Origin of the sequence: Kosakonia arachidis, assembly GCF_900116535.1 — a bacterium.
Lineage (GTDB): Bacteria > Pseudomonadota > Gammaproteobacteria > Enterobacterales > Enterobacteriaceae > Kosakonia > Kosakonia arachidis.
This window is the reverse complement of the sequence record NZ_FPAU01000001.1, coordinates 714,484-727,699: the sequence shown is the minus strand read 5'-3', so window position 1 is coordinate 727,699 and position 13,216 is coordinate 714,484. Positions and strand designations below refer to the sequence as shown.

General features: G+C 56.0%; 12 protein-coding genes. 4 read left to right on the top strand and 8 right to left on the bottom strand.

The window, feature by feature from the left end; genetic code table 11:
- The first annotated feature begins 1 nt into the window (after nt 1).
- From artQ to xynR, 4 genes are all read left to right on the top strand, one after another.
- Nucleotides 2-718, top strand: coding sequence for an arginine ABC transporter permease ArtQ (artQ, locus tag BM427_RS03555; RefSeq protein ID WP_090119267.1), 717 nt, complete (start codon nt 2-4; stop codon nt 716-718).
- Nucleotides 718-1,386, top strand: a complete 669-nt coding sequence (gene artM, locus BM427_RS03550; protein ID WP_090119264.1) for an arginine ABC transporter permease ArtM — start codon at nt 718-720, stop codon at nt 1,384-1,386. The genes artQ and artM overlap by 1 nt, the downstream gene beginning before the upstream one ends.
- A 182-nt stretch (nt 1,387-1,568) precedes the next feature.
- Nucleotides 1,569-2,303, top strand: a complete 735-nt coding sequence (artJ, locus tag BM427_RS03545; RefSeq protein WP_090119261.1) for an arginine ABC transporter substrate-binding protein ArtJ — start codon at nt 1,569-1,571, stop codon at nt 2,301-2,303.
- Between the two features lie 172 nt (nt 2,304-2,475).
- Complete coding sequence (gene xynR / locus BM427_RS03540; protein ID WP_090120667.1) at nt 2,476-3,234, top strand: DNA-binding transcriptional repressor XynR; 759 nt, start codon at nt 2,476-2,478, stop codon at nt 3,232-3,234.
- A 4-nt stretch (nt 3,235-3,238) separates the two neighbouring features.
- Here the strand turns inward: xynR and BM427_RS03535 are convergent, their stop codons facing one another.
- From BM427_RS03535 to potH, 8 genes are all read right to left on the bottom strand, one after another.
- Entirely contained in the window at nt 3,239-4,858 is a 1,620-nt protein-coding gene (locus tag BM427_RS03535; protein WP_090119259.1) for a glycoside hydrolase family 43 protein, read from the bottom strand.
- 11 nt (nt 4,859-4,869) lie between these two features.
- On the bottom strand, nt 4,870-6,252 hold the full coding sequence (locus BM427_RS03530) for an MFS transporter (RefSeq protein WP_090120666.1): 1,383 nt from the start codon (nt 6,250-6,252) through the stop codon (nt 4,870-4,872).
- A 222-nt stretch (nt 6,253-6,474) separates the two neighbouring features.
- Nucleotides 6,475-8,442: a xylonate dehydratase YagF gene (gene yagF, locus BM427_RS03525; protein ID WP_090119258.1), complete on the bottom strand. Its 1,968-nt coding sequence runs from the start codon at nt 8,440-8,442 to the stop codon at nt 6,475-6,477.
- Nucleotides 8,443-8,456: 14 nt separating this feature from the next.
- Nucleotides 8,457-9,365, bottom strand: a complete 909-nt coding sequence (locus tag BM427_RS03520) for a dihydrodipicolinate synthase family protein (protein ID WP_090119256.1) — start codon at nt 9,363-9,365, stop codon at nt 8,457-8,459.
- A gap of 335 nt (nt 9,366-9,700) precedes the next feature.
- Nucleotides 9,701-10,828: a 23S rRNA (uracil(747)-C(5))-methyltransferase RlmC gene (rlmC, locus tag BM427_RS03515; protein WP_090120665.1), complete on the bottom strand. Its 1,128-nt coding sequence runs from the start codon at nt 10,826-10,828 to the stop codon at nt 9,701-9,703.
- Nucleotides 10,829-10,869: 41 nt separating this feature from the next.
- On the bottom strand, nt 10,870-11,340 hold the full coding sequence (locus tag BM427_RS03510; RefSeq protein ID WP_090119254.1) for a YbjO family protein: 471 nt from the start codon (nt 11,338-11,340) through the stop codon (nt 10,870-10,872).
- A gap of 65 nt (nt 11,341-11,405) precedes the next feature.
- Nucleotides 11,406-12,260 carry a putrescine ABC transporter permease PotI gene (potI, locus tag BM427_RS03505; RefSeq protein ID WP_090119252.1) on the bottom strand — a complete coding sequence of 285 codons (855 nt, stop codon included), beginning with the start codon at nt 12,258-12,260 and terminating at the stop codon, nt 11,406-11,408.
- Nucleotides 12,257-13,210 (bottom strand): putrescine ABC transporter permease PotH, encoded by a 954-nt coding sequence (potH, locus tag BM427_RS03500; RefSeq protein WP_090119250.1) that lies wholly within the window; start codon nt 13,208-13,210, stop codon nt 12,257-12,259. The genes potI and potH overlap by 4 nt, the downstream gene beginning before the upstream one ends.
- Between the last annotated feature and the right edge of the window lie 6 nt (nt 13,211-13,216).

Genomic DNA, 13,216 nt, shown 5'->3' with positions numbered 1-13,216 from the left:
AATGAACGAAATGTTTCCATTAGCAAGCGCCGCCGGGATGACCGTCGGCCTTGCCGTTTGTTCGCTGCTCATCGGCCTGGTGCTGGCGATGATCTTTGCCGTATGGGAGTCCGTTAAGTGGCGTCCCATTGCATGGATCGGTACCGCGCTGGTCACGCTGCTGCGCGGCCTGCCGGAAATCCTCGTGGTGCTGTTTATCTATTTCGGCGCTTCGCAACTGCTACTGACGCTCTCTGATGGTTTTACCATCAATCTGGGCGTGGTGCAGATCCCGGTGCAGGTACAGATTGAAAACTTCGATGTCAGCCCGTTCCTGTGCGGCGTGATCGCCCTTTCTCTACTCTATTCGGCTTACGCTTCGCAAACACTGCGCGGTGCGTTAAAAGCAGTGCCGGAGGGTCAGCGCGAATCCGGCCAGGCGCTCGGTCTGTCGAAAGGGGCGATCTTCTTCCGTCTGGTGATGCCGCAGATGTGGCGCCATGCGCTGCCGGGTCTGGGTAACCAGTGGCTGGTGCTGTTGAAAGATACTGCACTGGTATCGTTGATCAGCGTTAACGATCTGATGCTGCAAACCAAAAGCATTGCTACCCGTACCCAGGAACCCTTCACCTGGTACATTGTGGCGGCGGCGATTTACCTGGTGATCACCCTGCTCAGCCAGTGGATCCTCAAACGCATTGATCTGCGTGCGACGCGCTTTGAACGGAGGCCGGAATAATGCTTGCCTATTTACCAGAGCTGTTTAAAGGCCTGCATACCAGCCTGACGCTGACCATCGCGTCACTGATAGTGGCGCTGATTTTGTCGCTGCTGTTTACCGTCGTACTGACGTTGAAAACGCCAGTTTTGACGTACATCGTACGCGGCTATATCACGCTATTTACCGGTACGCCGCTGCTGGTACAGATCTTCCTGATTTACTACGGCCCCGGTCAGTTTCCGTCGTTACAGAACTATCCGTTCATCTGGCATCTGCTGTCGCAGCCGTGGTTGTGTGCGCTGCTGGCGCTGTCGCTGAACAGTGCGGCATATACCACGCAGCTGTTTTATGGTGCGATCCGCGCGATTCCGCAAGGTCAATGGCAATCCTGCGGCGCGCTGGGAATGAGCAAGAAAGACACGCTGGCGATCCTGCTGCCTTACGCCTTTAAACGCGCCCTTTCGTCCTATTCCAACGAAGTGGTACTGGTGTTTAAAAGTACATCGCTTGCTTACACCATCACGCTGATGGAGGTGATGGGACACGGCCAGTTAGTGTATGGCCGCACCTATGACGTAATGGTTTTTGGCGCAGCCGGGTTGATTTATCTGGTGGTGAACGGTCTGTTGACGCTAATGATGCGTCTGATTGAACGCAAAGCGTTGGCCTTCGAACGCCGCAACTAATTGCATAAATAACAAACAAAATAATAAGCAAAGGCGAGATAATCCTTTAATTTCTCGCCTTTTTTATAAATTAATAAATATATTTAAGCGTTTTTATTGCATATAAATTCAATTAATGGCATCGTGGATGCCATGCTGAAGACATAGCAATAACAAGAAGATTGATTGACAGGAGTTCAAAAATGAAAAAACTGATGCTGGCCGCCGCCTTGATTGTGACTTTCGCTGCGAGCGCTTCTGCTGCTGATAAAATCAATTTCGGCGTTTCCGCTACCTACCCGCCGTTTGAATCGCTGGACGCCAACAATAAAATCGTCGGTTTTGATATCGACCTGGCAAATGCGCTGTGTAAACAGATGCAGGCAGACTGCACCTTCACCAACCACGCGTTTGACAGCCTGATCCCATCGCTGAAATTCAGAAAATATGATGCGGTGATCTCCGGTATGGATATTACGCCAGAGCGCGCCAAACAGGTTTCTTTCACCGATCCGTACTACGCGAACTCTGCCGTGGTGATTGCGAAAAAAGACGCGTTTAAATCTTTCGACGATTTGAAAGGCAAACGCATCGGGATGGAAAACGGCACCACACATCAGAAATATTTGCAGGATAAGCACCCGGAAATAAAAACCGTAGCTTATGACAGCTACCAGAACGCGATTATCGACCTGAAAAATGGTCGCATCGACGGTGTATTTGGTGATACCGCCGTGGTTAATGAGTGGCTGAAAACCAATCCGCAACTTGGCGTTGCCACACCGAAAGTGACCGATCCGCAATATTTCGGCACCGGTCTCGGCATCGCTGTTCGCCCGGAAAACAAGGCGCTGCTGGAAAAACTGAATACCGCCCTGAAAGCGATCAAAGCTGACGGTACGTACCAGAAAATCAGCAACCAGTGGTTCCCGCAGTAAGTACTGCCCAGCCCGGTAGCGTTGCGCTTACCCGATCAACGGACTTCTAATCTGTAATTCGGGTAAGACGAAGCCTCAAGATTATAAAAAAGCCGCTTGCGCGGCTTCATTGATTTTTCATCCTGAAAAAGGTACGTTTTCGCCTTCATTCCAGCGTGGACATGTCAGCATTATGCCGATTATTCAGTCTGTTGAACGTGCGTTGCAGATCCTCGACCTGTTTAACGAGCAGGCCACAGAGCTTAAGATCACCGACATCAGCAAACTGATGGGGCTGAGCAAAAGTACCCTCCACTCGCTGCTGAAAACCCTACAGCTTCACGGCTATATTGATCAGAACCCGGAGAACGGCAAATATCGTCTCGGCATGAAGCTGGTCGAGCGCGGCCACTTTGTGGTGAGTTCAATGGATATTCGTCAAAAGGCGAAAGTCTGGCTGACGGAGCTGTCACAGCGTACCGGGCAGACCACCCATCTGGGCATCCTGGACGGTCGCGAAGGGGTCTATATCGAGAAGATTGAAGGCAAGCTGGCCGCCATCGCCTATTCGCGCATTGGTCGACGCCTGCCGGTGCACGCCACCGCCATCGGCAAGGTGTTGATTGCCTGGCTGGGCGAGGTTGAACTGAATGCTCTGCTTAAGGACTATCAGTACACGACTTTTACACCTGCAACGATCGCCTCCCGCGAAGCATTGCTGACTGCGTTGACCCAGACTCGCGAGCAGGGTTACGCCCTGGACCGCGAAGAGAACGAGCAGGGCGTGCGTTGCGTTGCGGTGCCTGTGTGGAACCATGAGTCCCGCGTGATTGCCGCGTTGAGCCTGTCGACGCTGACCTCGCGGGTAGATGATGCCGAACTGGCCAACTTCCGCGAACAGCTCCAGCAGGCCGGGCTCCAGCTCTCACGCGCACTGGGTTACCCGGCCTGAGCCGTTACTCCGCGAGCGGTTCGTAGGTGAAGTAGTCAAAATCAGCGTGGCAGCCGTCACCGCTGATGTCCTCACAGTGCAGCCCCACAAATGCGCCGGTGAAGAAACCGCGCCCGCCGATATAGTCATCCGACAGTTTCCACGCCTCATAGGTGACAGGCACGGTGTACCACGTCTCGCCGTCGAACGAATAGCTGTAGCGATAGACCAGTTTATTCACGTCAACGCGCAGCCAGATACTCTCCGCGCTCTCCGGCACCGGAATGGGCTGCTCGTGCAGCGGCCACGACGGTACGTTGTGGTCGAGCTGGATCACCTTGATCGTTCTGCCTTGCCCCTCCTCATAGTCCACAAAGCAGTAGCTCCAGTTTTTACTGTTGTAATAGCAGGTCATCCCCGCGCTCTGCTGAAAGTGAACCGGTGAGAACTGCATCCGCGTCTCTGCCTGAAAGGCGAAGTGCTGCCAGCGGCGCGCCACGGTCGACTGGGTGAAGGTCGAGTTGAGCGAGTCGTTGCCGTAAAGCCGTAAATAGCCCGCACGCGCGCTGAGCGAGCCAAGAGTTTCGTCGAACGGGATGCGTAATGTCTGCAGCTCCGGGTCGAGCGTGCTGCCGTCAAAATCATCCCGCCAGTTGGCGGAGGCAGATACCGGGCTTTCCGCCACCGGTAGTCCAGGCACGGTGACCTGGGCATGTTTGCCGCCCTCAACATACGGCCAACCGTCGCGCCACTCAATGCGCGCGATGCCGGTCTCACGCCCCAGCGGGCAGTAGCCGCGCCCGCCAGAGGCCAGCAGCGGTATGCCGGGCAGACGCAGCGGTCGGCTGGTGAGGTAGGCCATGTACCACTCCCCGGTGTGGGTTTGCAGCAGCGAGCCGTGCCCGCTTTTTTGCAGCGGGTTTTCTGGCAGATGCCAACTGGTCATCATCGTCACGTCCGGGTGCAGCTCGTACGGCCCGTCAATATTTTTTGAACGCAACACCACAACCGCGTGCTCATAGCTGGTGCCCCCCTCGGCTACCATCAAATAGTACCAGCCATCTTTGCGATACAGGTGCGCCCCTTCGGTGTAGCAGAGCGCTGTGCCGGTAAACAGGGTTTTACGCGCAGGCGAGAGGGTGCCGGTCTGCGGGTCAAACTCCTGCATCACAATGGTGTTGTAAGGGTTGCTGTGGTGGCGCGGCCCCCACGGGCGATAGAGATAGTATTTGTGGCCATCGTCATCGTGGAACAGAGACGGATCGAACCCGCCATTACCCATCGGAGTCGGCTCGCTCCACGGCCCTTCAATGGAGGGCGCAGTGACGAGAAAGTTGCGGCCGTTCTTCCACGGGGAATCGACAATTTTCACATCGGTATAGAGCAGCCAGAACTGCCCGTCGGCGTAGCTCAGGCACGGTGCCCAAATGCCGCCAGAGTCCGGGTTGCCCTTCATGTCCAGCATCGACACCCTGTCCAGTGGCGTGCTGACCAGCGACCAGTTGTTTAAGTCGCGGGAGTGGTAGATGCGCACGCCGGGAAACCACTCGAAGGTTGAGGTGGCGATGTAGTAGTCTTCGCCCTGACGGCACAACGACGGATCCGGGTTAAAACCAGTCAGGATCGGGTTGGTAATGGTTGTCATGTTGCCTCCAGTTAATGGGATGCGGCTGTCGCAGCGGCGGGTATGGCGTCACTTTGTGCTGCACGATGCTTGATCAGCTGCTGGCTGATGGCCTCCACACGGGCGTCGCTGAGCTTATAGAGCGACAGCATGATGAACATGCCTACATAAAGCACCACGGGCACCACGCAGAACAGAATTTTGATGGTAGTCAGCACCTCGACTGGCTGCACGGCACTACCGGCGGAGTAATTCACGTATGCAAGGATCCAGCCCACAATCGCGCCACCAATGGCCAGGCCAATCTTCAGGCTGAACAGATAAGTTGAGAACACCAGGCCATCGAGGCGGCGCCCGCTGCGGCTCTCTTCGTAATCCACCACGTCTGAGGCCATCAGCCACTGCAATGGCGTGGTGGTGTTAAAGACAAACAGGAACAGAATGTTGAGGGCGAAAATCAGGGCCATGTACTCAGCCGGGATGAAGAAAATAAGCAGGCTGATCAACGAGTAAATCACAATGTTCCACTTGAATGCCTTCACGCGGTCAAAGCGTCCCAGCAGGCGGGAGGAGCAGAGCGAGCCGAACATGGTGGCGATGCTGCCGTAGAGTAAAAACTGCGTCGCCATCTCCGGGTGATCCATCACGTACTTGACGAAGTAGAGCGTCGCCCCGCCGCGAACCACGTTGGAGCAGGTCGCCATCATCTTGAATGCGCACATGATCCGCCACTGGCTGTTGCCCAGCAGCAGTTTGAGATCTTTAGAGACCGACGAACCGGGTTGCACCTCAAAGGTGTAGCGCTCTTTGGTGGTGAAGAAGCAGACATACAGCAGCACCACGCCGCTCAGCCCCAGCACGCACATGGCACCAAAGTACCCGATCTGTTCGTTGCCTTTACCGATGATGCTCACCAGCGGCAGTGCGACGCCGCTGATGGCAAGCGATCCCGCCGCAGCGAGGAAAAAGCGCCAGGACTGCAGGGCGTGGCGCTCTTTTGGGTCGGCGGTGATCACGCCCGGCATCGCGCAGTAAGGGACATTAACGAAGGTGTAGACCAGTGTCAGCAGAATGTAGGTCACGCAGGCGTAGATAATTTTGCCCTGCGCGGAGAAATCCGGCGTGTAAAAGGTCAGCACGCAGACGATGCCAAACGGGATCGCCCCCCATAGCAGGAACGGGCGGAACTGGCCGTGACGAGTGCGGGTACGGTCAACCAGCAGCCCCATCAGCGGATCGGTAACCGCATCCAGCACGCGGGAGACCAAAAACAGCGTCCCCATAATGCCCGCCGACAGGCCAAATACGTCGGTATAGAAATAGGCCAGCAGGAACATGGTAGCCTGCCAGACAAATCCACAGGCGGTGTCACCCAGCCCGTAGCCAATTTTATCTTTCATGGTTAATTGCATAATCATTGTACCTTTATTTTCGCATGCTGATTTCACAACATCGTGTTAATAGAGTGTAATGAGCTGTTCAATTAACCAGCAATGGCCGTATCTTATTTCCGAATTACGTTATTTCGCTTTTGTGATGTCACGCTATATATAGTAACTTGTTGTTTGAATTGATAAAAAATAAAAACAAAAGCCGCCCACGGGATATTTCCCATAGGCGACAATCGTTAAATATAATTAAATGCCGAGCGCTTTCTTACCGGCGTTAATTACCTCAATAATTTTATCGGTATCATAAATACAGCCTTTCCATGTGCCACCGCTTATTGACTGCAGGGCTGCCCACAGGCGAGTATCATCCGGTAAAAACTCATGCGCATGTAGCTGTGGATGCACTGCCCGCGCCGCCAGCGCCTGCGCCCCCTCTTCCGGCGTCAGCGGTTTTTCCGCCGTGCCGATGAAGTTGACGCTTCCGGTCAACGTCAGGCGATCGACCGCAATTTCAATGATGTCGTTGTCGCGCAGCTTGCCAATGGGCCCGCCCGCCAGTGCCTCTGGCGACACGTGGCCGAAGCAGGCGCCCGTCGATACACCCGAAAAGCGCGCATCGGTGATAAGCGACACCGTTTTACCCCACGAAATATGCTTCAGTGCGGAAGTCAACTGGTAGGTCTCTTCCATGCCGGTGCCGGACGGACCGCCGCCGATCACCACCATGATATCGCCCTGCGTAATCTCTTCGTGCTTGATGGCTTTAATCGCCTGTGCTTCCGAGATAAACACCCGCGCCCGGCCGGTATGGCGGTATACCCCATCTTCACCCACCACGGAGGGATCGATGGCCGTGGCTTTGATAACCGAACCTTCCGGCGCGATATTGCCCGTCGGGAAGCACACCGTTGAGGTCAGCCCCTTCGCTTTAGCGCGCGCAGGTGGCAGGATCACGTCATCCGGATCCACGCCATCCTGCTCGCGCAGGCACTGGCGGAAACGAGCCCGGCGCTCTGACGCCTGCCACCAGTCGAGGTTTTCCCCCACCGTCTGGCCGGTGACGGTCATCGCATCTTCATGCAGCAGACCGAGAGCGCGCAGATGGAGCATCACCTCCGGCACGCCACCCGCAAGGAAGGCGCGCACGGTCGGATGGTAGTCCGGCCCGTTTGGCAACACGCTGACAAGACGCGGAACCTTACGGTTGATACGCGTCCAGTGTTCAACATCAGGAATAGTGCAGCCCGCCGCGTAGGCAATGGCCGGGATATGCAGCAGCAGGTTGGTGGAACCGCCAAACGCCGCGTGGATCACCATCGCGTTTTCGATGGCTTTATCGGTCAGGATATCCTGCGTGGTAATCCCGCGGTTATCCAGCTCGCTCACCGCCCGCGCCGACTGGCGGGCGATTTCCAGCCACACGGCCTGCCCTGATGGTGCCAGCGCGGAGTGCGGCAGCGCCAGCCCCAGCGCTTCGGCGACGACCTGGGATGTCCCCGCCGTGCCGAGGAACTGGCAGCCGCCGCCGGGAGATGCACAAGCGCGACAGCCCAGCTCGGCGGCCTCCTGCAGGGACAGCTCATGGTTGGCAAAGCGTGCGCCAATGGTCTGCACCTTTCCGGCATCTTCGCCTACGGTTGGCGGCAGAGTTGCCCCGCCCGGCACCAGAATGGTCGGCAGGTTATGCATCGCGGCCAGCGCAATCATGGTGGCAGGCAGCCCTTTATCGCAGGTCGCTACCCCAATGACTGCCCGGCGCGTTGGCAGCGAGCGGATCAGACGACGAAACACAATCGCCGCATCGTTGCGGTACGGTAGGGAGTCGAACATTCCGTGCGTGCCCTGAGAGCGTCCGTCGCACGGATCGCTGACGAAGGCCGCAAACGGGATCCCGCCGTTACGCGTGATCTCCTTCGCCGCCGCCTGCATCTGCATGCCAATTTCCCAGTGTCCGGTGTGATAGCCCAGCGCAACAGGCCGCCCGTCCCCGGCGCGAATGCCACCCTGGGTGCCGATAATCAGCACCTCTTTGCCAGTCAGCTTGTTCGCATCCCAGCCCATCCCGGCGTTTTGCGTCATGCCGAACAGGTTGCCGCTGGGGGATTCCATTAGCATTTGCGGGGTCAGCGGCAACGCGCCCTCCGGCCCCGCCGCATGGGTGATGACGGCATAAAAGGCATCATCCTGCGGGGTGTAAATCTTCTCAATAGTCATGGTTGTCTTCCGACTCAGCAGAGCTTGAGCTGTTGCAACAAGGTTTTCAGTTGCGCTTTACGCGGCTCGTCCAACGGTGAAGCAGGTGGCAGCACATGCGTGGAGATCGGACGCCCGCAGAGCACAATCGCCTCTTTTATCACGTTCACAAACGGCGTATCGAGCTGATATATCTGCGGGATTTGCAGCAGAGTCTGATGATACTTCGCTGCTTGAGCCACGTCGTTCTCACGGTACGCTTTCAGTAGATTGACCGACACCTGCGGAGCAAAGTTACCGCTGGCGGAGATCGCCCCATCGCCGCCGAGCAGCAGCGTATTAAAGAGATGATCGTCATAGCCACACAGCACCGAGAAATGCGGATGTGCCGTTTTGACGGTGAGGATCATGCTGCGTAGATGGCCGACGGAATCAATCGTGTCTTTAATGCCGACAATATTGCTTCGCGAATCAGCCAGGGTTTTGACCAGCTCAGGGGTCAGATCCTGGCCAGTCAGCGCCGGGAAGTTATAGAGCACAACCGGCAGCGTGACGCTGTCGGCTACCTGTTCAAAGTAATGGATTAGGTTCGCTTCCGACACTTTCCAGTAGTACGGGTTGATCACCACGATGCCGTCAGCGCCGCTCTGCTGCGCGTGCTGGCTGAGTTCAATGGTTTCCCTGGCGTTGGTGCTGCCGGTGCCAATCAGTACGGGCACACGACGATCGACATGGTCGATCGCAAATCGGGCAATCGCTTTACGCTCTTCGGCGTTTAGCTGGGAGAATTCGCCGCCGCTGCCCAGAAAAAACAGGCCGTCGACGCCCGCCTGGATAAGATCGTCAATCAGCGCGGCGGTGCCTTGCTTATCAAGCTGACCTTCAGCGGTAAAGATGGTGGAGACAGGGGGAATGATTCCCGTGAATAACGCACGCTGCGACATGAGATCTCCTGGTTGAATCATTTTGTTCTACATTATAGAACAGTGTTCATTAATTTTATAACCATACTATGCCGCAGGAAAGGCGCAGGTAAATGGGATGTGACGAGGGAGTGTGGGAAATTTAACCGCGATCACATATTGTCCCCACTTCCCTCTCCACTGGGGCTGAGGGATCCCCAGAAAATCCATACCAGTAACCCAGCAACCTACTTCGGTAGATGCTGGTTAGCTGACATAATATTTTTTCAGGATCTACCTGCATGAGGATATTAGATAAAGTCCTGACCTCACGGCCTGGACTTTATCAGCAGTCTGAAACCACTTGCGCGGCTTTTTTATTGCTTAACCAACAGCGTCAATACCTCGTAATGCGCGGTATGCGGAAACATATCAAACAGTTGCACGCGTTCGATGCGGTAGCCCGGAAGTTGTTGAATATCCTTCGCCATCGATTGTGCATTACAGCTTGAATAGACGATAAAAGGCGGCGCCATACGGCTTAAGTAGTCACATAATTCCGCCCCGATGCCGCGTCGCGGTGGGTTAACCAGCACCAGATCCGGCACATCCTGTTGCGCAGTAGCGAATTGCGTGGAATCGAGCGCCTGAAAATGCAGATTGTGCAGCCCCAACACCTCCGCCGACTGCGTTGCACAGGCGATCGCTTCCGGGGCGATCTCGATGCCGGTCAGCCGCATCTCAGGGGTGGCGCAGTGAAGACCAAAACCGCCGACGCCGCAGAACAGATCCCACATATGCGTGACCGGTAAAGCGCGCACCCACTCACGGGCGGTGGCGTACAGTGCGCTGGCGACAACCGGGTTGGTCTGAAAGAAGCTTTGCGGGCGGATCCATAGTGGCACACCATTGAAATTTTCCGCCAGCGCCTGCTGTTCGGTGAGGAAAATCTCCGTCTCCCCTTCCATGATCGCCATATGCACCGGCTGGATATTTACCGAAATGATCTTCAGCTGCGGTAATTGCGCCTGCAGCCACGGCAGTGCAGCGCGCAGTTGCGCCAGCTTGCTTTCAGAACGCAATACAAAACGCAGCATCATGCCACCCTCCTGCTGGCTTTCGGTCAGCAGCAGGTATTTCAGTTCGCCGCGCTTACGTGCCACGTTGTAAGGCGTTAACCCCGCGCGGGCAATAAAGGGTTTAAGCGCAGCAAAAACCGGGGCAAAAGAGTCAGGATAGAGCGGGCAATCCGTGAGATCTTCCGGCGTACCGTCGCGATGCAGCATACCGAGCAACGGTTTTTCTACGCTACCACTGACCACCATTTTGGCTTTATTGCGAAACCCCTGCGCCGGGCCGCTCACCGGCGTGCGCCACTCTGCTACCGACACCCCCGCCAGCAGGTGATGGAGATGGTCCATCTTGGCGGTAAGCTGGGTAGCAAGCGGTTGTTCGAGCCACTGACAAGAGCGACAGCGACCTGCATCGTAGAGAGCGCACTGCATAATAAAGCCTTTCATTTTGCGGGGCCGGGATTGTACCATCGTTATTGCAGGCGGAAAAAGCGTCGGCTGGGCGTGGGGATAAACAGCAGGAACAACACCAGCATATCGGGCAGTTTTTGCAGCATCAGCGAACGGAAAATCTCCCGGCGCGATCCGCCAGCAATACTGAACAGTTCCGGATAACCATAACCGAGCGAGGCGGCCCACAAATAGCCAGTGGCCACAAGCTGCGTCAGAAGATAGAGCCAGCGCGCCCAGTTGCGTCCTTTCACCACCGAAAACGCGCAGAGGATCTCGATAAATACCAGCAACAGGCTGCCAAGAAAAATCAGCGTCAGCGCCCAGGTCTGCGCGCTACGCTGGACAAAATCGACAATACCGCGCCCGCCCAGTACATTGAGCACCATCAGCACATCGACACAGCGAATGGTGATGATGGCAATAGCGGCCACCTGCACTATCGCGGGTACATTCAGTTTCGCGTGATGAGTGGTTTTCTTAAAGAAGCCCAATCCTGTGATTTCCCTGTGAAAAAATGCCGCGACAAGCGCGGCATCAGCGACACAATTTCCCGATTTTAATGAGAATGATCTTGTCTTGCACGTTGGATATCACGAACCCGCTGTTTTTCCGTGCGCGCCATCAGATACCAGGCGATTAAACCAACAATTCCAACCACGCCAAGGATCAGCGTCGCCAGCGCGTTGATTTCCGGGTTTACCCCCATACGTACGCTGGAGAAGACCAGCATGGGCAGCGTGGTCGCGCCCGGCCCGGAGACAAAGCTGGCGATCACCAGATCATCCAGCGACAGCGTAAAGGCCAGCAGCCAGCCGGAAATCACCGCGGGCATGATCATCGGCAGCGTAATGACAAAGAAAACTTTCAGCGGCGTTGCGCCCAGGTCCATTGCTGCCTCTTCAATCGAGCGATCGAGTTCACGCAGGCGAGAGGAGATCACCACCGCCACATAAGCGGTACAAAACGTGACGTGCGCCAGCCAGATGGTTAACATCCCGCGATCCGAAGGCCAGCCAATCGCATGCCCGAGTGCCACAAACAGCAGCAACAGCGACAAGCCGGTAATCACATCCGGCATTACTAGCGGCGCGGTAATCATAAAGGCGAACCCGTTGGAGCCACGGAAATGGCCAAAACGCACCATCACGACAGCAGCTATGGTGCCGAGGATCGCCGCCATCGTTGCAGCACAGGCGGCAATGGTCAGGCTTAAACCCACCGCACTCATCATCGCATCATCGTGGAACAGTTCACCGTACCAGCGCGTTGACCAGCCCGCCCATACCGTTACCAGCTTCGAACTGTTGAACGAGTAGATCACCAGCATCAGCATCGGCGCATACAGGAATGAGAATCCAAGCACCAGGATCAGGATGCGCCATGGTGATCGCACTACCGGTAAGTTGTTCATGCGTGATCCCCCGCCTGTTTCTGCTGATGTTTGTGGAACCACATGATCGGTACAATCAGCAACAACAGCATGATCACCGCGACCGCAGAGGCCACTGGCCAGTCGCGGTTATTAAAGAACTCCTGCCACAGCACGCGCCCAATCATGATGCTGTCCGGGCCACCAAGCAGTTCCGGGATCACAAACTCACCTACCGCCGGGATAAACACCAGCATCGACCCGGCGATAATCCCGCCTTTGGTCAGTGGCACAATCACGCTGAAGAAGGTTTTCAGCGGCCGCGCGCCGAGATCCAGCGAAGCTTCTACCAGTGAATAGTCGATACGCGTCAACGCGGTATAAATCGGCAACACCATAAACGGCAGATAGGCGTAAACGATGCCAATATAGACTGCCAGGTTGGTGTGCAGAATGTTCAGCGGCTGATCGATAACGCCCAGCCACATCAGAACGTTATTCAGCACGCCATTGCTCTTCAAAATACCCATCCACGCATACACGCGGATCAGGAACGACGTCCACGACGGCAGGATCACCAGCAACAGCAGTATATTGCGTGTTGACGGCTTACTGTGCGCCACCGCCCAGGCCAGCGGATAGCCAAGCAGCAGACAGCACAGCGTGGAAATCGCCGCCACTTCCAGCGATTGCAGGTACGCCTCGATATAGAGCGGATCGTCGGTCAATTGCAGGAAATTGCCGATATTCAGCGTGACCGTAAGCTGGCTGTCGGCCCACTCAATCAGATCGGTATACGGCGGGATTTGGCGCGCCATTTCCGCAAGACTGATTTTGAAGACAATCAAAAACGGCAGTAGAAACAGCAAAATCAGCCAGATATAAGGCAGTGCAATCACCAGCTTGCGCCCGTGGCGCATCTGCATACTCGCCAGCCACAGTCTTAAACCGCCCACTTTTTCAACGCGGGCCGGCGGCTCCAGTGTACTCATCACCGC

Coding starts and splice junctions, on each gene's coding strand:
- BM427_RS03520 (WP_090119256.1), bottom strand. CDS start 9,365: ATGTCGCAGCGTGCGTTATTCACGGGAATCATTCCCCCTGTCTCCACC.
- artJ (WP_090119261.1), top strand. CDS start 1,569: ATGAAAAAACTGATGCTGGCCGCCGCCTTGATTGTGACTTTCGCTGCG.
- yagF (WP_090119258.1), bottom strand. CDS start 8,442: ATGACTATTGAGAAGATTTACACCCCGCAGGATGATGCCTTTTATGCC.
- potI (WP_090119252.1), bottom strand. CDS start 12,260: ATGAACAACTTACCGGTAGTGCGATCACCATGGCGCATCCTGATCCTG.
- rlmC (WP_090120665.1), bottom strand. CDS start 10,828: ATGCAGTGCGCTCTCTACGATGCAGGTCGCTGTCGCTCTTGTCAGTGG.
- artQ (WP_090119267.1), top strand. CDS start 2: ATGAACGAAATGTTTCCATTAGCAAGCGCCGCCGGGATGACCGTCGGC.
- xynR (WP_090120667.1), top strand. CDS start 2,476: ATGCCGATTATTCAGTCTGTTGAACGTGCGTTGCAGATCCTCGACCTG.
- potH (WP_090119250.1), bottom strand. CDS start 13,210: ATGAGTACACTGGAGCCGCCGGCCCGCGTTGAAAAAGTGGGCGGTTTA.
- artM (WP_090119264.1), top strand. CDS start 718: ATGCTTGCCTATTTACCAGAGCTGTTTAAAGGCCTGCATACCAGCCTG.
- BM427_RS03535 (WP_090119259.1), bottom strand. CDS start 4,858: ATGACAACCATTACCAACCCGATCCTGACTGGTTTTAACCCGGATCCG.